Annotated in this window: 18 protein-coding genes and 1 tRNA gene; 6 read left to right on the forward strand and 13 right to left on the reverse strand. The window is 58.7% G+C overall.

The annotated features are described in order from the left end of the window. Positions 1–189 precede the first annotated feature (189 nt). A tRNA-Leu gene (locus HMPREF2787_RS05280) sits at positions 190–275 on the forward strand. Between the two features lie 77 nt (positions 276–352). Here the strand turns inward: HMPREF2787_RS05280 and cls are convergent. After that, positions 353–1,846 carry a cardiolipin synthase gene (gene cls / locus HMPREF2787_RS05285; RefSeq protein WP_065419942.1) on the reverse strand — a complete coding sequence of 498 codons (1,494 nt, stop codon included), beginning with the start codon at positions 1,844–1,846 and terminating at the stop codon, positions 353–355. Between the two features lie 186 nt (positions 1,847–2,032). Here cls and HMPREF2787_RS05290 point away from each other — a divergent pair, with 186 nt between their 5' ends. Further along, positions 2,033–2,365 (forward strand): ArsR/SmtB family transcription factor, encoded by a 333-nt coding sequence (locus tag HMPREF2787_RS05290; RefSeq protein ID WP_048734120.1) that lies wholly within the window; start codon positions 2,033–2,035, stop codon positions 2,363–2,365. A 60-nt stretch (positions 2,366–2,425) separates the two neighbouring features. On the opposite strand, the gene meaB is transcribed toward HMPREF2787_RS05290, so the two are convergent. The 3 genes from meaB to HMPREF2787_RS05305 form a co-directional block, all read right to left on the reverse strand. After that, a complete protein-coding gene (gene meaB / locus HMPREF2787_RS05295; RefSeq protein WP_048734122.1) occupies positions 2,426–3,538 on the reverse strand; it encodes a methylmalonyl Co-A mutase-associated GTPase MeaB in 1,113 nt (370 codons plus the stop codon). A 66-nt stretch (positions 3,539–3,604) separates the two neighbouring features. Further along, positions 3,605–5,824 carry a methylmalonyl-CoA mutase gene (gene scpA / locus HMPREF2787_RS05300; RefSeq protein WP_005510731.1) on the reverse strand — a complete coding sequence of 740 codons (2,220 nt, stop codon included), beginning with the start codon at positions 5,822–5,824 and terminating at the stop codon, positions 3,605–3,607. Between the two features lie 8 nt (positions 5,825–5,832). After that, the gene (locus tag HMPREF2787_RS05305; protein ID WP_070858592.1) at positions 5,833–7,725 is read right to left on the reverse strand and encodes a methylmalonyl-CoA mutase family protein; all 1,893 of its coding nucleotides are present in this window, start codon (positions 7,723–7,725) and stop codon (positions 5,833–5,835) included. 386 nt (positions 7,726–8,111) lie between these two features. On the opposite strand from HMPREF2787_RS05305, the gene HMPREF2787_RS05310 reads away from it, so the two are divergent. Continuing rightward, positions 8,112–8,783, forward strand: a complete 672-nt coding sequence (locus tag HMPREF2787_RS05310; protein WP_070858593.1) for a TVP38/TMEM64 family protein — start codon at positions 8,112–8,114, stop codon at positions 8,781–8,783. A 127-nt stretch (positions 8,784–8,910) separates the two neighbouring features. Beyond that, positions 8,911–9,483, forward strand: a complete 573-nt coding sequence (locus tag HMPREF2787_RS05315) for a DNA-binding protein (RefSeq protein WP_070547119.1) — start codon at positions 8,911–8,913, stop codon at positions 9,481–9,483. 4 nt (positions 9,484–9,487) lie between these two features. Here the strand turns inward: HMPREF2787_RS05315 and HMPREF2787_RS05320 are convergent, their stop codons facing one another. From HMPREF2787_RS05320 to HMPREF2787_RS05330, 3 genes are all read right to left on the reverse strand, one after another. Then, positions 9,488–10,888, reverse strand: a complete 1,401-nt coding sequence (locus HMPREF2787_RS05320) for an SPFH domain-containing protein (RefSeq protein ID WP_070858594.1) — start codon at positions 10,886–10,888, stop codon at positions 9,488–9,490. 91 nt (positions 10,889–10,979) lie between these two features. Further along, on the reverse strand, positions 10,980–11,417 hold the full coding sequence (locus HMPREF2787_RS05325) for an NfeD family protein (RefSeq protein ID WP_042388696.1): 438 nt from the start codon (positions 11,415–11,417) through the stop codon (positions 10,980–10,982). A gap of 60 nt (positions 11,418–11,477) precedes the next feature. Beyond that, a complete protein-coding gene (locus tag HMPREF2787_RS05330; protein ID WP_048734135.1) occupies positions 11,478–12,332 on the reverse strand; it encodes a DUF3097 domain-containing protein in 855 nt (284 codons plus the stop codon). A 65-nt stretch (positions 12,333–12,397) separates the two neighbouring features. On the opposite strand from HMPREF2787_RS05330, the gene HMPREF2787_RS05335 reads away from it, so the two are divergent. After that, a complete protein-coding gene (locus HMPREF2787_RS05335) occupies positions 12,398–13,255 on the forward strand; it encodes a hypothetical protein (protein WP_070858595.1) in 858 nt (285 codons plus the stop codon). Between the two features lie 40 nt (positions 13,256–13,295). Here the strand turns inward: HMPREF2787_RS05335 and HMPREF2787_RS05340 are convergent, their stop codons facing one another. The 6 genes from HMPREF2787_RS05340 to HMPREF2787_RS05365 form a co-directional block, all read right to left on the reverse strand. Next, positions 13,296–14,354: a ferrochelatase gene (locus HMPREF2787_RS05340; protein WP_016422770.1), complete on the reverse strand. Its 1,059-nt coding sequence runs from the start codon at positions 14,352–14,354 to the stop codon at positions 13,296–13,298. Positions 14,355–14,475: 121 nt separating this feature from the next. Continuing rightward, on the reverse strand, positions 14,476–15,468 hold the full coding sequence (locus HMPREF2787_RS05345; protein ID WP_016422769.1) for a VWA domain-containing protein: 993 nt from the start codon (positions 15,466–15,468) through the stop codon (positions 14,476–14,478). Positions 15,469–15,583: 115 nt separating this feature from the next. Then, complete coding sequence (locus HMPREF2787_RS05350) at positions 15,584–16,432, reverse strand: DUF58 domain-containing protein (RefSeq protein ID WP_016422768.1); 849 nt, start codon at positions 16,430–16,432, stop codon at positions 15,584–15,586. Further along, a complete protein-coding gene (locus HMPREF2787_RS05355; protein WP_070858596.1) occupies positions 16,432–17,436 on the reverse strand; it encodes an AAA family ATPase in 1,005 nt (334 codons plus the stop codon). The genes HMPREF2787_RS05350 and HMPREF2787_RS05355 overlap by 1 nt, the downstream gene beginning before the upstream one ends. Before the next feature lie 54 nt (positions 17,437–17,490). Continuing rightward, positions 17,491–19,119 (reverse strand): DIP1281 family NlpC/P60 protein, encoded by a 1,629-nt coding sequence (locus HMPREF2787_RS05360; RefSeq protein WP_070858597.1) that lies wholly within the window; start codon positions 19,117–19,119, stop codon positions 17,491–17,493. A 629-nt stretch (positions 19,120–19,748) separates the two neighbouring features. Then, the gene (locus tag HMPREF2787_RS05365) at positions 19,749–20,258 is read right to left on the reverse strand and encodes an Rv1476 family membrane protein (RefSeq protein ID WP_069359556.1); all 510 of its coding nucleotides are present in this window, start codon (positions 20,256–20,258) and stop codon (positions 19,749–19,751) included. A gap of 366 nt (positions 20,259–20,624) precedes the next feature. On the opposite strand from HMPREF2787_RS05365, the gene acnA reads away from it, so the two are divergent. Then, positions 20,625–23,411, forward strand: a complete 2,787-nt coding sequence (acnA, locus tag HMPREF2787_RS05370) for an aconitate hydratase AcnA (protein ID WP_080971469.1) — start codon at positions 20,625–20,627, stop codon at positions 23,409–23,411. The last annotated feature ends 19 nt before the right edge of the window (positions 23,412–23,430 follow it).

A 23,430-nucleotide genomic window follows, 5' to 3' on the forward strand; every position in this document is an offset into this window, starting at 1 on the left:
GACTTCACCAGACTCCCTATCTGCAGGGCCTGATTCTCAGTGCGAATCCAAGGCGGATGCGGGGCTAACACCGCTGATGTAATTACACCCAGGTTTGGCGCGCTAATGCCCCTCTGACCTGCCAATTTGTGTTTCATTATGTAGTCGGGATACAGTATCACAGGTCAGCACGGAAGTGCTTCCTACCCGGTCCGGGTGGCGGAATGGCAGACGCGCTAGCTTGAGGTGCTAGTGCCCTATTAACGGGCGTGGGGGTTCAAGTCCCCCTCCGGACACAAGATAAATCCCGAGAAACTGCAATTAGTGCAGCTCTCGGGATTTTTGCTTTGTCTGTCGGACCAATGGGACTGCCCTATTGCAGCGCCGAGGTCAAGCGGAAAACAGAGTCCAGGTAGCGCTGGCGAAGGGGCCGGTCATTCCATTCCTCCTGGGTGAGCAGGAAAGATTTGTCGCGGTACTCGTCGGCAAGCGTGATCAGTTTGTCCACGATGGAACCGGCGGCGGAAAGAAGCGTGATCTCGTAGTTGAGGCCGAACGAGCGCATATCCAGATTGGAGGAGCCGAACATGGCCATGCGGTCGTCGATAACCATGAACTTGGAGTGCAGGACCGCAGGCGCCGGATAGCGGTAGATCTTCACGCCAGCGGTTAGCAGTGCCTGGTAGTAGGACTGCTGCGCGTGGCCGACCATGAACTGATCGGACTCTTCGTTGACGTAGAGCTGGACGTCGATGCCTCCATATGCGGCAGAGGTCAGCGCCATGAGCATGGATTCGTCGGGGACGAAGTACGGGCTGACGGCGATAATCCGCTCGTGTGCCTGGTAGATCATGTTATTGAAGACGCGCAGGTTCGGCTCCGTGCTGAAGCCCGGACCCGACGGCAGCACCTGGACAACGTTGTAGTTGTCGTTGACTTCGGTGTTGTGGAGTGAATAGTCCCTGGTGGCGTCTGGGGTCTTGTATAGCTCGCTGGTCCAATCAACCGCGAAAATTGCGTCGAAGGCCAGCGCAATATCGCCCTCGAGTTCAATCCAGGTGTCCACCCATCGGCGGCCGATCTTATGGTTCTTTTTCTTCTGATATTCGGGCTCAATCAAATTCTGCGAGCCCATGAATACAATGTCGCCGTCAACAACTACGAGCTTGCGGTGATTACGCAGATCCAGGCGGCGCCAGGTGAGCTTCAGCAAGCTCACGGGCAGCATCGGGTGCCAGGAGATTTTAGCCTGGTCCAGGCGCTTTTTCAGCTTGTAGTAGCCGGGGTACTTCCACGAACCAATTGGATCGACCAGTACCTTGACCTCTAGTCCCCTGTCGTGCGCGCGTTCAAGAGCCTGTATGAAAGGCTCCGTGCTGGAATCCAGTGCAAAGATGTAGGACTGCACGTGGATTGATTTCTGGGCCGCATCGATGGTCTCAATCATGCGGTCAATGGAGGCGTCGAATTCGGTGAAAAGTCCCTTTTCCGCGCTGGCAATTGCCGGCATTCCCGTGAGCTGGCGCGAGAGCTTGAATACGTTGACAACGTCATCTTCTATCTCGGCATCGTCCGGTACGTCGGGCAGATGCTCGGTACGTTCCGCAATGAGCTCCTGTGCCAGTGCCTGTACCTCATGCCGACGGCCCGTAATCTGCTGCGAGCCCAGGAAGAGGAACAGAGGTAGGCCGATAAATGGAATCAGCAGAATCAGCAGCAGCCACGCCGTCGAAGCCGATGGGCTTCGGTTTTCCGGCACCCATCCAATCGCGATGAACTTAATCGTGTAGTCGAGTGCGAAAAATAGTACTTGCCACCACGTTAAGTCCTCCACCAGCCACGGGAAGGTACCCATCAACCAATCCATGCAGATGATATTACTGAAGGAATTTTCAGTACCTTTGGTCGCGGCCCCTTAGGTGCACTCTCCCCTTTTCGTGACAGCCTATTGTGACATCTGAAATTGAATACTGGTATCAATACGTAGTAAGGTTCAACTCATTGAACATCGCAAGCGTTTGGCATGTCGACTTCGAAAGGACTACCCCTCCAAATGACTGAGAAGGCTCCTACGAGCACCGAGTTCGACGTTGCCACTAACGTACTGAAGTTGATGGCCGACAAGACGCGTCTCTCGATCCTGTCGCTCCTCCGTGACGGGGAGATGACCGTCACCGCCATCGCTAGCGCGCTCGATCGCCCCGTCCCCGCGATTTCTCAGCACCTGGCGAAGTTGCGCATGGCCAATATGGTGCAGACCCGCAAGGAGGGCACGTCTAGCTTCTACTCTCAGCCCGACGAGCACCTTACCAACCTCGTGGTCAACGCTCTCCACTTCGCCGAACACACGCTCTACAGCGATCCGCCCCATCACCGCGGTCAGTAGGCGCACACGGATACGCCCGCTTTACTCGCTTTACGACGAAAACCCCGCGCCTTTCTGAACCTAGTTGGCGAGCCCGGCGTTCGATGCCCTTCCCTGGTCAAATGCCTCCATGATGCGCTGGGCGGCGAGCGTCGGTGTGAGCAGCCCCGAGCGGAGTTGTTTTTCCACCAGGGTGCTCTCTGTCTGCACAGCCTCGTTGGTGTTGAGCCGCTGCAAGAGCGTCTCGTGAACCATGGACCACATCCACTTAATCTGCTGGTTAGCGCGGTTTTCATCAAAGAGATGATTCTCGTGCATAGCCTCGACATGGTCTTCGATGGCTTGCCAGAACTTGTCGATGCCGTCGTCCTCCAATGCCGACATAGTCAGTACCGGTGGCGTCCAGACTTGGTCTGAGGAACGAACCATCTTCATGGCCGTCATCAGATCACGCGCAGCGCGCTTTGCCGGGCGCAAGTTCTTACCATCCGCCTTGTTGATAGAAATCACGTCGGCCATCTCCAGCACACCCTTCTTGATGCCCTGGAGCTGGTCACCAGCGCCGGCGAGTGCCAGAAACGCAAACGTATCCACCATCTGGGCCACCGCGACCTCGGACTGACCGACGCCGACAGTTTCGACGATGACAATGTCGTAGCCTGCGGCCTCGAGCACCACCATGGCCTCACGCGTTGCCTTGGCGACACCACCGAGTGTGCCCGCAGAGGGCGACGGACGAATGAAGGCTTCATCCGCGGCCGAGAGTCGGGACATACGGGTCTTGTCGCCCAGAATCGAACCACCGGACTTCGTCGACGACGGGTCGATGGCCAGCACTGCAACGCGGTGGCCCTCCTCGATCAGCTTCAGTCCGAGGGTTTCAATCGTGGTTGATTTACCGACGCCGGGGACGCCGGTAAGGCCGACACGCATGGCCTTGCCGGAAAATGGCAGCAACTTCACCAGTAGTTCCTGAGCCAGCACCTTATGCGCCGGAGCAGTCGACTCCAGCAGCGTGATTGCCCGGGCCAACTTAGTGCGGTTTCCAGCCCGCACGCCCTCAAAGAGGTCGTCGACATCGATCCGTCGTCGCGCACGGCGGACGACTTCGGGGGCTACAGCGGTCTTTCCCTCAACGACCGTGCCAGCGGTAGTGACGAGGGTGCCCAGGTTTTCTTCAAGATACTCGTTCATCGCTACTTCTCAATTCCGACAACGCGCTGAGCTGAACAGTCAGCCCAGCGCGGATGCGGTAGTTATTTAGGACTCTTCGTCAACGGCAAGGTCGAGGCCCAGCTCGTTAGAGAGCTTGGTCATCATGTCGATTGCCGAATCAGCGATGACAGTGCCCGGCGGGTAAATAGCCGCGGCGCCGGCATCGTAGAGTTCCTGGAAGTCGCCCGGTGGGATAACACCACCGACAACAATCATGATGTCCTCACGACCCAGTTTTGCCAGCTCATCGCGCAGGGCAGGAACGAGCGTCAGGTGTCCGGCGGCCAGCGAAGAAACACCGACGACGTGGACATCCGAGTCGACTGCCGACTTGGCGGCCTCCTCCGGAGTTTGGAACAGCGGTCCCACGTCAACGTCCATGCCGAGGTCCGCGTAGGCGGACGCGATGACCTTCTGGCCACGGTCGTGACCATCCTGGCCCATCTTGGCCAGGAAGATACGGGGACGGCGACCTTCCTGCTCTTCGAACTTATCGGCCATGGCGATGGCCTTGGAGACGTTGGACACGGCTCCCTCCTTGCCAACTTCGTCCTTGTAGACGCCGGAGAGAGTACGGATCTCGGCCTGATGGCGGCCAAAGACCTCTTCCATGGCGTCGGAGATTTCACCGATGGAGGCCATGGCGCGAGCACAGTCGACAGCGAGCTTCAAAAGGTTCTTGTCCAGGTCCCCCGGTTCACCCGGGTTACGGCAAGCGTCGGTCAGAGCGGCCAGTGCCTTCTGAACCTCTTCCTCGTCGCGCTCGGCGCGCAGGCGAGCCAGCTTGTCAATCTGCTCCTGGCGCACGCGGGAGTTCTCAACCTTGAGAACCTCGATGGCCTCGTCCTCTTCGACCTGGTACTTATTCACGCCGATGAGAGCCTGACGACCCGAGTCAATACGGGCCTGCGTACGAGCTGCAGCCTCTTCAATACGCAGCTTCGGAATGCCCTCGATGGTGGCCTGTGCCATACCGCCGGCCTCTTCGACCTCGTCGATGTGCTGGCGTGCACGCTTGACCAGCTCATTAGTCAGCCACTCGATGTAGTAGGAACCAGCCCACGGATCAACCGGACGCGTGGTGTTGGACTCCTGCTGAAGCAGCAGCTGAGTGTTACGAGCAATACGGGCTGAGAAGTCAGTCGGCAGTGCCAGAGCCTCGTCCAGTGCGTTGGTGTGCAGCGACTGGGTGTGGCCCTGTGTTGCGGCCATAGCCTCAACAGCAGTACGCGCGACGTTGTTGTAGACATCCTGAGCGGTCAGCGACCAACCAGAGGTCTGCGAGTGAGTACGCAGGGACTGGGACTTCGGGTTCTTCGGGCCAAACTTGCCAACCAGCTCGGACCAGAGGATGCGGCCTGCACGCAGCTTGGCGATCTCGGTGAAGGTGTTCATCGAGATGCCCCAGAAGAAGGACAGACGCGGAGCGAACTTATCAACTTCAAGGCCAGCGTCAATACCGGCCCGCAGGTACTCGATGCCGTCGGCAAGCGTGTAAGCGAGCTCAAGGTCGGCCGTCGCGCCCGCTTCCTGAATGTGGTAGCCGGAAATCGAAATCGAGTTGAACTTCGGCATCTTTGCCGAGGTGTACTCGAAGATCGAGGAGATGATTCGCATCGAAGGCTTCGGCGGGTAGATGTACGTGTTACGAACCATGAACTCCTTGAGAATGTCGTTCTGGATCGTACCGCGCAGCTGCTCGGTCGAAACGCCCTGCTCTTCAGCGGTGACAATGTAGAAGGCCAGAATCGGCAGCACAGCGCCGTTCATGGTCATAGACACCGAGACGCCGCCCAGGTCAATGCCCTGGAAGAGCTCACGCATGTCGTAAATCGAGTCAATTGCCACGCCGGCCATACCGACGTCGCCGGACACACGCGGGTTGTCCGAGTCGTAGCCACGGTGGGTAGCCAGGTCGAAAGCGACCGAAAGGCCCTTCTGGCCGGCCGCGAGGTTGCGGCGGTAGAAGGCATTGGACTCAGCTGCGGTGGAGAAGCCAGCGTACTGGCGAATAGTCCACGGTTGGTTGGTGTACATGGTCGGGTACGGCCCGCGCATGAATGGGGCGATACCCGGGAAAGAATCTACCGGGTGGCCCTCGGCAGCAGCGGCGTCGCGGTCAGCGCGATCGTAGACGCGCTTGACATCGATGCCCTCTGGAATGGTCCACACTTCACCAGCTTCCGCGGCAGCTGCCTTGTTAGTGGCAGCGGCCGCGTCGTCGGTGTTGCGGGAGATGTCAGCGAAATTTGGGATGGTGGTCATTACTTCCTTCACGCTCCCAGTTCGTTCAGCAGTCGGGACAGCTCCGCGACAGCATCGATGGTCATGTTCAGGTATCCGTCGGGGCGAGCGTCCTCAGCGGCATTGGCGAAGCTCTTCTCGGAGCCGGCCACCAAGACCTCCTTAGCGCCGGCGGCGCGGGCGGCCTTGACAGCGTCCTGGCCCGAGGCCTCGTACTCGCTGTCGGCTGCGCACAGCACGACAATCGGTGAGGCCTTCACTGCCTCTTCGAAACCGGCCTCGCCCGGCACAACCTGGCCGGGGTTGGCGACGGCGATACCGCCGGAAGCCAGCAGGTTGGAGGTAAAACCAGTGCGGATGTTGTGCTTGGCCAGCGGACCCAGCGGCAGCATGGCAATCAGCGGACGGTTGCCCTTTTCAGCCAGGAAGTCATCGGAGCGGTTGCGCAGTGCCTCGAAGTCGCTGGCCCAACGGCGAATCGGGTCGCCCTCCGGGCGAGCCTCGGGAGCCAGTGGGGCTTCAGCCAGGTTCGGGAACTCGTTGATAGCGGTGACCTTGGTGCGGCGGTGTGCGATGTCGGCGCGGCGCTTTTCCCAGGTAGCGTCCAGGGCGGTGCGAATATCGGCCTGCGCGGAGGCGAAACCGCCGCCGGCCTCAGTGGCAGTGAAGATCTCCCACGCCTTGTCGGCCATTTCCTCGGTCAGGTCTTCGACGAAGTAGGAGCCACCTGCTGGGTCGGCGACGTACCCAAGGTGAGACTCTTCCAGCAGCAACAGGTTGGTGTTGCGAGCGATGCGAGCCTTGAAAGTCTTGGAGACGTTCGGCATGCCGCCGACAACTGCGTAATCAAACGGCAGAACCTCAACTGAGGAGGCACCGCCGACACCTGCGGCGAAGGAGGCGACAGTCACACGCAGCATGTTGACCCACGGATCGCGCTGGCTGAACATGACCGGGGCGGTCACAGCGTGCATCGGAGCGCGGCCAGCTTCAGGGGCGCCGATAACCTCAGCAACGCGGGCCCACAGAACGCGAGCGGCGCGGAACTTCGCAATGGTGTCGAATTGGTCGTCGGTAGCGGCAAAGCGGAAAGCGATCTGGCCGAGGGCTTCTTCAGCGCTCAAGCCCGCTTCGGTCAGCGCACGCAAGTAGGCGACACCAACGGCGAGACTGTAGCCAATCTCCTGGATGTTGTTTGCACCCAGGTTGGAGAAAACAACGCCGTCGACAAGCAGGGCGCGGACGTCGCCCGGCTGCTTAGCCGCCTTGACGGCCAGCTGAGTGGCCTCGTCGAGAGAGACATCGTCAATACCGGCAAAAGCGGAGGTCAGCGGAGCTGCAGAAAGCTCGACTGCGATGTTATCCGGATTAGTCGGGTTCGCCTGCTCGATGTAGGACGTCAGTGCTTCCGCAACCTGCGCAGTCTTCTTACCAGCATGCACGGCAATCGGAGCAAGGTCGACGTAGACGTTGTTGAGCAGAGCCGGCACATCAGCGGCTTCGAGGGAGCCGGTGAAGTCCAGGCGGATGTCCGTGGTGCCGTTTTCCAGGGCAGTCAGCAGAGTCTCGTTGACGGCCTTTGGGTCAAGTGCATCCTCACCTGGGTACTGGCGACCGAAGGTTTCCCGAACGCCCCAACCGTTGGTGTTGTCCGAAGTGACCTTTGCGCCACGGACGAATGGGAACTGGCCCGGAGCTGGGCTTTCCGCGAGCTCGTCCGCGCGGGTGTAGAGCGGGCGGACATCCACACCGTCATAGGTGGTCTGAATCAGTCGTTTCCAAATATCGAGCGGTACATCTGCAACGTCTTGCTTGTGCACCCGCGCGAATACCTTGGCCACGCCCTGATACCAGGAATTCTGCAATTCCTCGAAGTTTGGTGGCAGCGTGGAAGGTGATTCGGGGGTCGTTCGGTCAGTCACGACAGACCTTCTCCCTTACATGTTCTAAGCAACGCCTCTATCAATCCATGACCGAGGAAATTCGGCTGCGACAATTTCCGAATTCTCCGCGACGGAAAGGGATCTAAAGGCGTTGGCTTCCTCCAATAGTCAATAAGAGCCACTAGTCAGACGCTAAGACTCACCCGAGTGTCCATGCACTGAACTTTTCAGCTATTTGTGCAATACCCTTACGTTCGGTTTTGTGCTGACAGGCACGTCAAGTGCTCGAGCTAAGGCATAGTGACCTTGATTCCCATCCTAGTGAAATAATGGGCAAACGCCTTTAGCCGCTGACTAGCCCTCCTCGCAGAGCCTCCAACGCGCAGGTCACACGCTTCCCCGCAATCCCCGGTAACCTCAAATGGGTGAACGTATCCGATGTGCGAATTACCCCTACACTCAAAAAGGTTCTGCTGGTGCTAGCCGTAGGTGTGGGGGTCGTCGTCACGCTGTACGTCGATGTTCCCACGGTCGCTACCATCCGGCAGTGGTCCATCGATGCCGATGACTGGTTCCCGCTCCTCTACTTCCTCGCATACGTTGCACTGACTCAGTTCCCAATCCCCCGCACCGTATTCACTTTGGCTTCCGGAATCCTCTTCGGGCCAGTGCTCGGTTTCCTGCTGGCAATTACTGCGACGACGGTTTCTGCCCTTCTCTCCCTATGCATTGTGCGGTTTTTGGGGCGCGATTGGTTTCGCACGCACCTGACCAACCGCCGTCTTCTCAGTCTCGACCATCGGTTGGAGCAACGCGGCTGGCTCACAGTGCTCAGCTTGCGCATGATTGCTGGCGTGCCATTTTCGTTTCTCAACTACGCCTGTGGACTGTCGTCGATACGCATCGTGCCGTATATCATCGCCACTGCCCTAGGTTCGGCGCCGAACACACTCGCCGTCGTTCTGCTTGGCGACGCGCTGTTGGTCGGCTTCGACGTGCGCTTTGCGGTGGCCACGGGAATTCTGCTCGTGCTTGGCTTGCTGGGACTTCTTGCGGACGCCAAGTTCCCTGTCGTAACCGGTTCTTCGAAACGTTAAAACACCGCTTGGCGCTCTTGAGCTAGACGTGAGTTTCCGGCGAGTTGGTGTGGGGCGCCCGTGAGTGTGCGGAGGGAAGGAACGTGTCTTAGCCCAACTGTCAAGGGGTGGGGCTAGACTAGAGCGTATGTATTCAGTCTTTGCCAGGTATCGCGGTCGATCTACTCGCAGGGCAGATCACGTTCAGGCCTCTGCGCAGGCACTTTCCGGCCTGGAAGGCGTAGGAACTGTTGAGGTTGCAGGTATCGAAGAGCTTCGCGCAGCTCCTGAAAATGCTGTGGGAGTCACCACGCTTGTGCTGGCGCTATTGGCCGCAGGTGACTGGGCGATAGGTATCGGTGTTTGTCCTCAGGACGACATTGAGCAAGCGCATCTGGCATCGAGCTCAGTCATCGGTAAGGGAGGCAGGGCCGGCACGGTAAAAACCCGCATTCGGACTAACAATCCGCGTGGTAAGGATTACTCGGAGGATATTGGTGCAGCATTCACATTGCTGCACCACGTTATCTCTCGTAGGTCCCCCGAAGGCCGCGAGGCAACTGGTTTGGTTCGCGCTGGTTTTTCACAGGTAGAGGCCGCGGAAGAATTGGGAGTTTCTAAGCAGGCCGTCAATCAGCGCCTCGCTGCAGCTGGCTGGCAGGCGGAGCTGGCCGGATGGAACCTGGCCGTCCACCTGCTTCAGCGAGCTGATGAGTTATAAAAACTTACTGCCCATTTTCCGGGGCGTAAGGGTCACGTGACCATCCAGAAAAATCTGGACGATCGGTGGAGTGCGCACCGCCGCCTGCATTGGTATTACCGGTGCCAGGAGCCGAGGGCAGGTCACGTTTGCCGGAAGGAACTGACGGCGCAGCCGGTGTGGCCGGCGCAGCGGGTGCAGCCGGTGTCGCAGGTTCAACCGCTGCCGGGCCGTTCTGGCCACCCAACTGTTCAGGCTGAGCGGGCTGAGCCGAATCAGCGCGGCGATTCTTCTTCCTCTCAGGGGTATTACCAGCTGCTGCAGCTACCGGATCATCAACCGGGCGGTTAGCGACCTCGTTCGCCGCGGCAACTGCACGAGCCAACTCCGGATTAGTCGACATGTCGAACCAGTTCTCGTCGCGGCCCTGCTCAGCCTCTTCCTTGGTCTCTCGGCTCACGGCCGGAGGCTCATAGCGGAAGACACCGTCGGCATCCTTCTTGCCGAAAGCCCTAGCGAAGCTCTCGAGACTGTCGCCAAACTGCGACGGAATCATCCAAACAGTATTGCCGTCCTTATTTGCCAGCTCAGGCAACTTCTCCAGGTACTGCCAGGCAAGAATCTCAGGTGTCAACTGTGAAGCCTTAACAGCTGCGTTGACCTTCTGGATAGCGCGAGCATTACCCTGTGCCTCAAGGTAGGTAGCGGCGCGAGTACCCTCAGCGCGCAGAATGGTTGCCTGACGCTCAGCCTCAGCAGCCAGAATTGCTGCGTGCTTGTTACCTTCGGCGGCCAGAATCTGTGCCTGCTTACGGCCCTCAGCAGTTTTAATATCGGCTTCGCGGGTACCTTCCGCAGTCAGAATCATGGCGCGCTTCTCGCGATCGGCCTTCATCTGCTTTTCCATCGACTGCTGAATCGACGGTGGCGGCTCAATGGCCTTCAGCTCCACACGAGCGATACGAAGACCCCACTTGGCAGTGGCCTCGTCCAGCTCGCCGCGCAGACGGCGGTTGATGTAGTCACGGGAAGTCAGTGTCTCTTCCAGTGTCAGGCCACCCACGACGTCGCGAAGCGTTGCGGTGGTGATCTGTTCGACGCCGAAGATGTAGTCATCGATACCGTAAATTGCCCGATCCGGTTCATTGACCTGGAAGGTCACGACGGTATCGATAGCCACAGTCAGGTTGTCTTCGGTGATCACTGCCTGTGGCGGGAAGGTAACCATACGCTCACGGGTATCGACCTTCTCGCGCACTCGGTCAATGATCGGGATGATGAAGTTCAGGCCGCTGTTCAGTGTCTGCGTGTATCGTCCCAGTCGCTCTACGATTGCCGCTTCACCCTGAGGAACCAGGACAATCGCTTTGAGAACCAAGGTAACAACCACGAGAATGAAAACGACGAGGATGATAAAGCCTTCCATGGGATTCCCTCGTAGCTAGAAACTGTGTGGTCAGTTATTTAATGGTCAGTAACTAAGAGTGCTCCGAGCGCCCTTTAAGTGAGTTGGCTGCTCAGAGCAGCTTGTCCACTACTGCGGTATTGCCCGAAATCTCTACAATCGTGACTCTTTCCTTCGCATCGAAGGTCTGCGCAGTCAGAAGACTGCGCGCGCTCCACAACTCGCCATTGACCTTAATCAGACCCGCTGACGAGGAAACTGGCTCGATGACCTCAGCATGACGGCCCGCTAGCAGTTCCGGACGCGACTCCAGTTCGGCGGACTTGTCCGGTTTTGCCATCTTTTTGCGCAACACAGGGCGAACTGTCAGCACAAGTGCGGCGGACACAACGGCGAAGATAACCACTGATAGCCAAAGCGGCGCTCCAAGCTGGCTCGCACCGGACGCTGCCAGTGCACCACCTCCGAGCATTAACAGTGCTAAATCTCCGACTGCGAGTTCACCGAGAACCAGTAGGAGGCTTGCTCCGAGCCAAAGGAGAGGAATCACGCCCTCACCCTACCTACTTTGCAGAACAAATGTGGGGCGAGTGGAGCCAGTATTCCGGGGTCAGTACTGCATATGTGGCTCAGTTACGAAGTCGACCAGGCGCTCAACTGCGCCAATCAAATCTGACTCCAGATCACGGTAGGTGTGTACACCTGCGTAGACACGTCGCCAGCCCTCCTTGGGGTCGTCTCCCCAGCCCAAGCGACGGCAGATTCCTGTCTTCCAGTCCTCCCCGTAGGGAACTTCCGGCCATGCCTCGATGCCTACCGACGAGGGTTTGACCGCTTGCCAGACATCGATAAACGGGTGGCCTGTGACCATCACGTGCGGGCCGAGCTGCTGAGTCATGCGGCTTTCCTTACTGCCCTCCACCAAGTGGTCTGCCAGGACTCCGACGCGGCGCTTCGGACCCGGACCAAATTCGGCCAAGCGTTCTGGAAGGTTGTCCAAGCCCTCCAGATACTCCACGACTACGCCTTCGACACGCAAATCGTGGCCCCATACCTTCTCGACAATTGCCGCGTCATGAATACCCTCGACCCAAATACGGCTGGGGAGAGCAACTTTCGCCTTGACGTTGTGAACCTTGCGCGAGCCCGATGCCGATAGATCCTGTGAGGGCTTTTTGGGTTGTGCCTTCGGACGCACCAGAGTCACAGGTTTGCCGTCGATGAGAAATCCGCGCTCGTGCATGGGAAATAGCCGCGACTTGCCGTGGCGGTCCTCCAGCCGGACGCACCAGCCGTCGAAAGTTTTCTCCAACCCGATAATCGCACCGACGAATCCGTCATAGGACGCCTCGACGACAACACCATTTTCTGCTGTCACCTCGCGTGCCGGCTGTGGGATACGACGGCGGTGGCCACGTGCGCCAGCGAACACGTCCTGATTGCGGTACGGGTCTTGAAAGCTCATGGGTACTGAGATTAACAGCATCGGTTACGGGACCAACGACACGCTGCACTAGGATGAGCTGCACTATGCAGCGCAGTGTTCTCGACCAGGTCTGGAGTCCAACTCAGCACATCGCCCTTTGGCTGGGCGCGTGGTTGTCGGGTTTGGAAAACTACGATCATCTCCTCGACGCGCTAGACTCGCTCGGCGGACCCACGTCAGTTCCGGGGACGTTCGTGCTTGCCGACGCCACGGTTCCGAATGTCATCGATTGCGACGCTGATCTCGATCGAAGCGACATGCTCCGCCTTCTTCGAGCGGTTACTGAAGCGGGAGATTGGCACAGTGACCACCGTCCCCTCGTCCGCCTCATTCTCTCCGGGCCCGGTGATGCACCTGCACTGCCTGCGGGAACCGACGCCGCTGAAGCTGCACGCGCAGCAGGCTCGGCCATTGTGATTGCGGATGCGGAGCCGGGCTGGAACCATGTGCTCATACCAGTGACAACGCCGGTGCCAGGCCTACCGCAGTGGCATTGGTACACACTGGAAAGCCACATTCCCGAGCCGGCCTATCTCTCCCCTGGCGAGGCGGATTTACAGCTGGCAGATGCGGCGCGGGTTGCGGCTGCCACGATTGCGGCGATGCCGCGTTCACCGCTGACGTCGTCAAGCAGTGGTGCCCCGAAAGTGGATCCCCGGCTGATGGTCGGCATGCTCGATGATCACCTGGACATGGCTTTTGTGCCGGATGATGTGCCGCGCCGTGCACTGGGAGTGCTCGCCAGAGCTGATCGGGTGTCGTCGATTCTGGCGGTGGCACAGGGCAGCGAGTCGGGGCACGGCAGCGCCGCGTTTGATGCGCAGCTCATCCCCTTGTGGCGAAAGATTCGGCAGGCGCGGATGAGCGCGGTGGAATACGCGATTCAGGAGTGGACCCGCTAGAGGTTTTCCTTGCCCCGTGGCCCAATTGACGCCAAAGGAATCAGTGTGGGCGGCGCTTTGCCGGAGTGCAACAGGCTGCGGCGCAGGGCGCGCCGTTGCAGGCCGAGCCGAGTAGCGGTTCACTTCCCAGGCGGCGGGGTTCGCCATCTGCGATGCGCTCTTCGATGAGCTCCACGAGCATGTCAGTGAAAGTAGCCGTCGGGCCAGGCGTTGCGACACGCTCGATGACGATGTCGTGATGAGCCATTTCATCCTGTAGCTCGGCATCCAAATCCCAGGCGACCTCAACATGGTCCGAGATGAAACCAATCGGGCACACTACTGCGGATCGGAGGCCGTTGGCGACCTTCGCTTCAACGTGGTCGACGATGTCAGGCTCCAACCACGGCACGTGCTCCGGGCCAGAGCGGGACTGCCAGACGACGTCAAAATCGGTGATACCCACTGCATCGGCGACGAGCCGTGCTGCTTCGTTGACCTGGCGGGAGTAAAGATTTCCGCCGAGCTCTACCGGCCCGGATGCCTTGTCCGCAGAGACCGGAATAGAGTGAGCGGTGAAAATAAGCCGGGCCTTGTCACGGCGGTCATCCGGCAGCTTGGCAAACGCCTCACGCACTGCGTCTGCATAGGCTTCTATAAAGAGCGGATGATCGTAGAAGCTCCGGATTTTCTCCATGTCAAAAGCACGGTGGCCCAGAGATTCGCGCATCCGAGCAATGTCTTCGTGATACTGGCGGCAGCCGGAGTATCCGCCCCAGGCGCTAGTGGCGAAAACGAGCGCTCGCTTAACGCCGTCATCAGCCATCTTTGCCGCGGTGTCTTCAGCCATCGGATGCCAATTGCGATTGCCGAAATAAACAGGCAAGTCATAGCCACGGCGAGTCAGCTCAGTTTTAAGGTTGGAGACAATTTTGCGGTTTAAATCGTTGAGCGGGGACTTACCGCCGAAGTGCGCATAGTGAGCACCGACTTCGTCCAACCTCTCCGGCGGAATTCCGCGGCCGCGGGTGACATTCTCCAGGAAGGGACGCACATCGGCCATCTTTTCGGGACCGCCGAAAGACAACAGCAAAATAGCGTCAAAATTATCAGAAGACATAGCCAATCATGTTAGTAGCGCAGTCTGAGGACTCCATAAGACGACTGCTCAATGCCCCCCGGCGTCTCTTGCCGATTGGGGTTCCATACCAATCGCTTGACGACGGCACCCTAACCCCGCCCTACTGCGGAATTCGACGATTGGTTACAAGCAGTGAGCCCACGGTCACTAGCAGCATCGTGAAGGCTGCAATCAGATAGGGCCTCGGATTCTCGGCCCGCTTGAGTTCGTAACCGATGTCATCTTCCAGTGAGCCATAGGCATCGCGGAGCTGCTCGAGGGAACCAGCGCTGAAGAACTCACCTTTTGTTCGACGGGCGATCTCTCGCAGCGAATCGTCGTCGTTAGGCACTGGAATCAATTCGCCCTGAACCGTGATTGCGCCTTGCGCGGTACCGAACGAAATCGTGTTGACAGGCACCCCGGCCTTGGCGGCTTCGGCGGCCGCGGTATACGCGCCGCGGGGATCGTCGAGCTCTTGTGGGACGGTCTGTTTGCCGTCGGAAAGCAGCACAATTGTCGCTGGCGGGGCGCCTTCTCCCCCGCCCTGAACCGAGTCGCTGAACTGATTGATGGCATCCAGCGCGGCAGCGATAGCATCACCGGTCGCAGTCGCCTGATCTAACTCAGCAGCCTGGAGCGCTCGATTCACGGTGTCATGGTTGGTAGTCGGGCTGACAGCAGTGCGAGCGCGACCAGAGAACGTCACCAGGCCGATATTGAGGTCGTCGGGAAGGTTCTCCACGAACTCTTGGCCGGCTTCTTTAGCGGCAGTGATGCGGTCGGGCGCAACATCTGTGGCCGACATGGACAGCGAAACGTCGACCACCAGCATAACCGTCGCTCGGTTGCGGGCGACTTTGGTCTCCGAAATCGGACCAGCCAATGAAATGATGACCAGAACTAGCGACAACAGCGCACTGATAGCTACGACATGGCGCAGGCGTGCCGACGACTTATTCCCTAGTGATCCAACGATGGTGAAGTTGCCAAAGGCAATGGCACGTTGCTTTCGCTGCTTAGTGCTGATCCAATAGGCCACGGCTGCCACTAGAGGCAGAGCGAGTGCGAGCAGCCACCCTGGGTGCGCAAAAGTTGAGTTTAGGAACGTCATCGCGGTATCAGTTTCCTCACATCCAGTCGCCTAAACAGTCGCGTATAAACCAGTGGCTATAGCCGGTTAGTCGGTGGCCCAAAAAAGATAGCACTAACAAGCGGTTACTCAGACGCTAATGTTGGCCAATTTGTCGAGCAAAATCCAGTACCCAATCGGAATCCGTACGCAAGGTAATAACGCGAGCACGGCATTTGCGCAGTTCATTGATTACACGCTCGTGGTGGGCACGAGCCTGAGCTGCATACTCGGCGCGGGTCTTGTCGTTGATGTTGAGTTCAATGGTCTCGCCGGTTGCGGAATCCGCCATGACCACCGGGCCTTCGCCGGGTAAGGCTTCATCGGCTGGATCTACCAGGCGAATCGCCATAATCTCTGTCGAGGCCGAGGCAACGCGCAGCGGGCGCGCCCAATCGAGTGATCCAAGGAAATCCGAGATGACAACCAACAGCCCAGCGCGCGGAGCCTGAGTCATTACTGTGTCAATATCCGCTGCGAGGTTATGCTCAGCAGTCGCGTCAGCCAACTGCTTGAGCAGCATCAAGCTGTGGGCACGGCCCTGGCCCGCGGGCACTGGAGTGCCACCGGCGATTAATCCAGTTCGGGACCCCGGGGCGTCGTTAAGCATCGTCACAGCGCCGGCAGCGGCGGTGAGCAGATGTCGTTTGGTGGTATCGGCCAATCCCGTGGACAGACGTGCGGCGGGTTCGGCGACGATCCAGCACTCCAGCTCACGCTCGGCCTCGGAGGTGCGAACGTGCGGCACTCCAGTGCGGGCTGTCACTGCCCAGTTCATCTGGCGAACATCATCGCCGATGACATATTCGCGGGAGCCAACCGGCTCAGAGCCATCTCCAGTAGCGGTGGAGAGAAAGCTGCCGCGCAAAAGTCCGTTGAGCTTACGCGTAACAGTTAGCTCTAAGTACGCCAGGACGCGTGCAAGATCGTCTTCACGAGCTGACATTAGGAGGCAGTGCCCTCATCGGAGCCAGTGCTCGCGCCTTGGGGAAGGCGCACGTGAGACAACACGATGTCAATAATCCGTTCGGGAGTAACGCCATCGGCCAGGCCCTCATAGGACAGGACCAAGCGATGACGCAGCACGTCGGGAAGCACGGAGACCACATCGTCCGGCACGACATAGTCGCGACCGGAAAACAGCGCATGGGCGCGGGCAGCCGCGACAGCACCAAGAGTTGCACGCGGTGATGCGCCATAGGAAAGCCAGCGGTCGACATCCTTCAACTCCGCCCGTATCGGATTGCGGGTGAGTTCGATGACGGCCACGATGTAGTCAATCAGTGTGTGGTGGACAAAGACTTCGCGGGTAGCGCGCTGCAGTTCCCGAACACTCTCTGGGGTGAGAATCTGCTGCGCGACTGGAGGGGTGGCTCCCATGCGGTAGACAATCTCCCGCTCTTCCGCCGGAGTGGGGTAACCCACGAGGACCTTAAATAGGAAACGGTCCCGCTGGGCCTCCGGCAGTGGGTAGACACCCTGGTTTTCGATTGGGTTTTGCGTGGCCAGAACCAAAAACGGCTCCGGTACTGGCGTGGACTCCCCTGCGATGGACACCTGGTGCTCTGCCATGACTTCCAGCAGAGCCGACTGCACCTTCGCCGGTGCGCGGTTGATTTCATCAGCGAGCACGATATTTGACATGACCGGGCCGGGCTCGACAATGAACTCCGAGGTGTCCTGGCGGAAAATCCGGGTGCCGACAATATCTGATGGCACCAAATCCGGAGTGAACTGGATGCGGGAGTAGGACCCACCCATCACTGTGGCAAAAGTAGACACTGCCAGAGTTTTCGCAACACCCGGAACACCTTCGAGCAGGACATGACCTCCTGCGAGCATCGCGATGAAGAGCTGCTTAATCAGGTGCTCCTGGCCAACCACAACCTTCCCCAGCTCCGCGTATGCGCGCTCGAGGTCCGTGTGGTCAGTGGGCGTTGGGTAGGTCACAGAGAAACCCTTCTTTAGGTCGGTCGCCCGACCTGTAGAACACGTCGTTAGAAACTAGACGAGGCGGACAACGTTCGGTGTCATTCCGTTATAACGGACTGGCGAGATCTTAACCACAGAACCGGACTGCGGTGCCTCAATCATCTTGCCATCGCCCAGGTAGATAGCGACGTGGCCATGACCATTCGGGCCCCAGAACAGCAGGTCACCACGCTTCATCTGAGATGCCGGGTAGTGCTTTCCGCGCTGGTACTGGTAGCCGGTGTAGTGAGGCAGGTCAATGCCGACAGCGGCGTAGGCGTACAGAGTCAGGCCCGAGCAGTCGAAACCAATCTTGTTGTAGTCGCCGTGGGAGTCAGCTACTCCGCCGTCACGGATGCCCTTGGTCGGGCCGTTGGCGTTGCCGCCACCCCATGCGTATGGGACACCGAGCTGCCCCATCGCACGTGCGATGACAGTCTCAACCTTCTGGCTGGAAGAACCCGAGGTGCTCTGACCGGTCTCCGGATTCGTTGGCGCCACAGTCTGTGCCGGGGTGCCGCTTGACGACGAGCTGCCGGTACTAGACGATTCCGAAGTCTCGGTGGACTCAGAGGAGTCCGAAGATTCGGTCGTCTCAGAGGAACTGGTGGAGCCAGTGGAGCTGCTAGAGCCAGTGGAGCCGGTGGAGCTATCAGAGCCAGTGGAGCCGGTCGAGCTGCTCGAACCAGCCGAGTCGGTAGAGCTGTTAGAACCAGTGGAGCCAGTGGAGCCAGTGGTGCTAGAGCTTTCATCTGTGGACTCAGAAGAGGAATCCTCATCAGTCTGGTTCGACTGCGCCTCTGCGCGAGTCTTAGCTGCGGCTTCCTCAGCGGCCTTCTTGGCAGCGGCGTCTTCCGCTTCCTTGCGGGCCTGCTCGTTCTCATAATTCTGGCGCTGGGAGTTCAGCTCGTTGACCGCGTTTCGGGCTGCATCCAAAGATGCCTTTGCGGCATCGCGGTCGACCTGAGCCTGCTGGTAATCAGCTTGCTCCTTCTGAAGCTCCTCGTTTGCCTCGGAGTACGCGTTCTGAGCATCGGTGTTTCGCTGATTTGCGGTGGCCTCCGCCTGCTGAGCCTCGTCACTCTTCTTGCGAAGCGTGGACTCCTGGTTAGCAGCCTCGGTGCGATTCTTATCCAGAGAGTCAACGGTCTGCTCTTGACGATCAGCTTCGCGACGCAAGGCGGACAGGCGGTTAATAGCCTCGGATGCATCTCGCGCACCCTCGAGGATCGAGCCACTGGAACGTCCCTGGCGCATGATGGTGCGGGCTAGCTCGTCGAACTGCTTCTGGGCACTAGCGAGCTCAGCGCGGGAACGATCGAGTTGGATCCGTGCCTCGTCGACCGCCTCGCGCGCACGGTTAGCGGCATCTCGAGCGTTCTCAAGGTCTACCATGGCCTTGTTGACATCCTCGCGGAGAGTGCCCATGCGTAGCTCGAGGTCAGATACCCGGCGCTCGCTGGAAGTTACCTCGGCGACCAGGGACTGCAAGTACGACTCGGCGTTAGAGGCCGCCTCGCGCGCTTGACGGATCTGGGCGTCGCTCGGATTTAGTTGTTGTGCAGCTGCGACCTGAGTGTTCGTCGCCAGAAGACCCGCCGTGATAATACCGGCAATTGGACGAGTCCAATATGATGCACGGACTTTGCGATTACTCGGCACCGCGTTACTCCTACATTTCTCCTATGGGTGCGTTCACGCCTCAGAATCGACACCAGCGACTTCCCCATCGTTGGATATCTTCCTGTTGTTGCCTCCAGGTCTTGAGTGGAACTTCGAAAAACGTCGAACCGAAACCAGAACCAAAAGCAACAGCGGCGCTCCCGCGAGTTTTCATTGGTCAATACTGGACCCTTGAGTCCACTATTGGCATCACGAAGCACTTTACGGGTCAAAAAGCTCTAAAAAAACATAAGTAACAAAATTACCAACTGTCCCCCACTTTGTAACCGTTTCGTTATATGCCGTGGCCTGCGGTTATGATGAGCCCCGGTTTTCTGTGTGAATTATGTCACTATGTGGTGACTTATCGGCGTGCCGGACTGCCGCGGACCTTTACCTGGGGTACCGGGCATAAGAAAAGGTCAAGCGCTCATGCTTGACCTTGGCGAAAATCGTTGACACGGTTACGGCGACTGCAACAGTGTTATCCAATTGAGATAGTGACTGAGTTCTCCACTGCTACCAGTTTTTGGGGCATTTACCCTGTCCCTTGTCGTGGGGTGGAAAACCGGGACGGTGAATGTATTTAGTGGGGCCGTTAACTCCAGCGTCCGTCGTAAAGCGAACTCTTAGGCGGTTGGGCGTGTGCGTAGCCAGTAGAACGTCAGCCCGACGAAGAGTGCGACGATAACGACGCCTGCGATGAGGCTGTAAAGAGTCCACGGAACGACGTAGTTAGTGAGCTCGTGCAAATAGGCATCGAGACCCGCCGGATAGTCTCGCGGAGTCTCCATCATTGCGTGGTCGGCGCGTTCAATGGCTGCGCGGGGGAAATCGGCAGATGCGGTGGCCACATTGCCCGGTGTGCGCACGACAGTCGTTCCGCCGACTTGGTCTGCTACTTGGCGGGCAAAGGAAAAGATGTCGGTGTTCTTTTGTTCGGCGACGGGGTAAATCTTCTCGCTATCTAGGTAGATGATATTGAAATTGGGCACCCCCCGATTTTCTGCATCGTCGACAATTGGCTGGACTGCTTCTCGGAGCTGTGGGTTATTTGTCACGATGTTGTCGGTGCGTAGCTGAGCGACCGCCTTTTCGACGGTTTCTTTCGCTGCCTGTGAATCTGCTGGCGTATGCATTAACTGCCTTCCGTATCGTGCTCCTGTTTTGCGTGAGAATGGTTTCCACGCGCCCCAATTTGGCGGAGATGCTGCTTCGTTTGTCCTATCTATAATGGCCTGTCTTGGATGTGAACGGGGGTAGCTTGACTCGGCGCGCCGCGGGCAATCTACATACAGAACGTTCGTACTGTTATTGTTGATGCAAGGACGGTAACGCTTCCTTAAAACGTGTGTGTGGGCTCGTGTGCCCCGCGTCGTGATTATTGCTTTAATTGGTTGATAAGGGGCGGCGTGATCGCACCTATGCCTTGTGGAGAGCCGAAATTCGAGTGCCGGACTCTTCAGTTAAGGCGACAATTCACCCGAATAGAAATGGAGCTGACTGTGGCTGAAAGCAAGAACTCTTTCAACGCCCTGCGCAAGCTTGAGGTCGGAGATAAGTCTTATGACTACTTCGCTCTTGACGCCGTGCCGGGTATGGAGAAGCTGCCTTACTCGTTGAAGGTTCTCGGTGAGAACCTGCTGCGCAACGAAGATGGCGCCAACATCACTGAGGAGCACATCAAGGCTGTCGCCAACTGGGTTCCTTCCGCTGATCCGTCGATCGAGATTCAGTTCACCCCTGCTCGCGTTATTATGCAGGACTTCACCGGCGTCGCCTGTGTTGTTGACCTGGCTACCATGCGTGAGGCTGTTAAGACTCTCGGCGGCGACCCGGATCAGGTTAACCCGCTGAACCCGGCAGAGATGGTCATCGACCACTCGGTCATCATCGAGGCCTTCGGTAGCGAAGACGCTCTGGCTAAGAACGTCGAGATTGAATACCAGCGCAATGATGAGCGCTACAAGTTCCTCCGTTGGGGTACTGGCGCATTCTCCAACTTCCGCGTTGTTCCTCCGGGAACCGGTATTGTCCACCAGGTCAACATCGAGTACCTGGCTCGCGTCGTCTTCGAGAACAACGGCCTGGCATACCCGGACACCTGTGTTGGTACTGACTCCCACACGACCATGCAGAACGGCCTGGGCATCCTGGGCTGGGGTGTCGGTGGTATTGAGGCTGAGGCCGCAATGCTTGGCCAGCCGATCTCCATGCTCATTCCGCGCGTCGTTGGCTTCAAGCTGACTGGTGACATTCAGCCGGGCGTTACCGCAACCGACGTTGTGCTCACCGTCACCGATATGCTGCGCCAGCACGGCGTCGTCGGCAAGTTCGTAGAGTTCTACGGCGCTGGCGTTTCCAAGCTGCCGCTGGCCAACCGTGCAACCATCGGTAACATGTCGCCGGAGTTCGGTTCCACCGCCGCAATCTTCCCGATCGACGATGAGACCGTCAAGTACCTGGCCCTGACTGGCCGTGACAAGGAGACCCTGGAGCGCGTCGAGGCTTACGCCAAGGCTCAGGGCATGTGGTTGGACGAGAACACTCCGGAGGCTGAGTACTCCGAGTACCTCGAGCTGGACCTGTCCACCGTCGTTCCGTCCATCGCTGGCCCGAAGCGCCCGCAGGACCGCATCGAGTTGGCTTCCGCCAAGGAGCAGTTCCGCAAGGACCTGCACAACTACTCCGACGGCGAGATCAAGGGCGCTGTCAAGGCTTCCGCACCGACCTCCGAGCTGGCCGCAGACTACAACGAGTCCCGCGAGGGCCACGGCGAGTCCGCCGCTAACGGCGCTGAAGGTCGCCCGAGCTCCCCGATTACCGTCACTTCCCCGAAGGGCGGCGAGTACACGCTCGACCACGGTATGGTCGCTATCGCTTCCATCACCTCTTGTACCAACACCTCCAACCCGTCGGTCATGATTGGTGCTGGTCTGTTGGCACGCAAGGCAGTCGAGAAGGGTCTGCAGGCTAAGCCGTGGGTCAAGACCATTTGTGCTCCGGGCTCCCAGGTTGTTAACGGCTACTTCAAGCGTGCTGACCTGTGGAAGGACCTCGAGGCTCTGGGCTTCTACCTGTCCGGCTTCGGTTGTGCAACCTGTATCGGTAACTCCGGTCCGCTGCCGGCTGAGATTTCCTCCGCCATCAACGAGGCCGACCTGGCTGCTACCGCGGTTCTGTCCGGTAACCGTAACTTCGAAGGCCGCATCTCCCCTGACGTGAAGATGAACTACCTGGCCTCCCCGATCCTGGTTATCGCCTACTCGATCGCCGGTACCATGGACTTCGACTTTGAAACCGACGCCCTGGGTCAGGACGCAGAGGGCAACGATGTCTTCCTGCGCGACATTTGGCCGTCCACCGAAGAGATCGAAGCAACCATCGAGGCCTCCATCTCTTCCGAGCTGTACGACGAGGACTACAAGGATGTCTTCGCTGGTGACGAGCGCTGGCAGAACCTGCCGACCCCGGAGGGCAAGACCTTCGCTTGGGACGACAAGTCCTCCTACATCCGCAAGGCACCGTACTTCGACGAGATGGAAATGGAGCCGGCACCGGTTTCCGACATCAAGGGCGCTCGCGTCCTTGCTGCCCTGGGTGACTCGGTGACTACCGACCACATCTCCCCGGCTTCCTCCATTAAGCCGGGCACCCCGGCTGCTCAGTACCTCGACTCCATGGGCGTTGAGCGCAAGGACTACAACTCCCTGGGTTCCCGTCGTGGTAACCACGAGGTCATGGTGCGCGGCACCTTCGCTAACATCCGCCTGCAGAACCAGCTGCTTGACGGTGTTACCGGTGGCTACACCCGCGACTTCACCCAGGAGGGTGGCCCGCAGGCCTTCATCTACGACGCTGCCATGAACTACAAGGAGGCTGGCACTCCGCTGGTCGTCGTTGGTGGTAAGGAATACGGCACCGGTTCCTCCCGTGACTGGGCAGCTAAGGGCACCCTGCTGCTGGGCGTCAAGGCTGTTATCGCTGAGTCCTTCGAGCGTATCCACCGCTCGAACCTCATCGGCATGGGCGTTGTTCCGCTGCAGTTCCCGGAGGGTGAGTCCTGGAAGTCCCTGGGTATCGATGGCACTGAGACCTTCGACATCGCTGGTCTGGAGGAGCTGAACAACGGCTCCATCCCGAAGACCGTCAAGGTTACGGTTACCAAGGAAAACGGCGAGTCCTTCGACTTCGACGCTGTGGTCCGCATCGATACCCCTGGTGAGGCTGACTACTACCGCCACGGCGGTATTCTGCAGTACGTCCTGCGCAACATGATCAAGGGCAACTAGTTTCCCTTTGACTCGTGCG

The sequence above is a fragment of the Corynebacterium sp. HMSC061H03 genome (assembly GCF_001838215.1).
Lineage (GTDB): Bacteria > Actinomycetota > Actinomycetes > Mycobacteriales > Mycobacteriaceae > Corynebacterium > Corynebacterium jeikeium_D.

What these genes read in the sequence shown, in the direction of transcription:
- HMPREF2787_RS05320 (WP_070858594.1), bottom strand. Translation starts at nt 10,888, where the DNA reads ATGGAAGGCTTTATCATCCTCGTCGTTTTCATTCTCGTGGTTGTTACC.
- HMPREF2787_RS05315 (WP_070547119.1), top strand. Translation starts at nt 8,911, where the DNA reads ATGTATTCAGTCTTTGCCAGGTATCGCGGTCGATCTACTCGCAGGGCA.
- HMPREF2787_RS05290 (WP_048734120.1), top strand. Translation starts at nt 2,033, where the DNA reads ATGACTGAGAAGGCTCCTACGAGCACCGAGTTCGACGTTGCCACTAAC.
- scpA (WP_005510731.1), bottom strand. Translation starts at nt 5,824, where the DNA reads ATGACCACCATCCCAAATTTCGCTGACATCTCCCGCAACACCGACGAC.
- HMPREF2787_RS05365 (WP_069359556.1), bottom strand. Translation starts at nt 20,258, where the DNA reads ATGCATACGCCAGCAGATTCACAGGCAGCGAAAGAAACCGTCGAAAAG.
- HMPREF2787_RS05345 (WP_016422769.1), bottom strand. Translation starts at nt 15,468, where the DNA reads ATGACGTTCCTAAACTCAACTTTTGCGCACCCAGGGTGGCTGCTCGCA.
- meaB (WP_048734122.1), bottom strand. Translation starts at nt 3,538, where the DNA reads ATGAACGAGTATCTTGAAGAAAACCTGGGCACCCTCGTCACTACCGCT.
- cls (WP_065419942.1), bottom strand. Translation starts at nt 1,846, where the DNA reads ATGGATTGGTTGATGGGTACCTTCCCGTGGCTGGTGGAGGACTTAACG.
- HMPREF2787_RS05340 (WP_016422770.1), bottom strand. Translation starts at nt 14,354, where the DNA reads ATGTCTTCTGATAATTTTGACGCTATTTTGCTGTTGTCTTTCGGCGGT.
- HMPREF2787_RS05330 (WP_048734135.1), bottom strand. Translation starts at nt 12,332, where the DNA reads ATGAGCTTTCAAGACCCGTACCGCAATCAGGACGTGTTCGCTGGCGCA.
- HMPREF2787_RS05335 (WP_070858595.1), top strand. Translation starts at nt 12,398, where the DNA reads ATGCAGCGCAGTGTTCTCGACCAGGTCTGGAGTCCAACTCAGCACATC.
- HMPREF2787_RS05350 (WP_016422768.1), bottom strand. Translation starts at nt 16,432, where the DNA reads ATGTCAGCTCGTGAAGACGATCTTGCACGCGTCCTGGCGTACTTAGAG.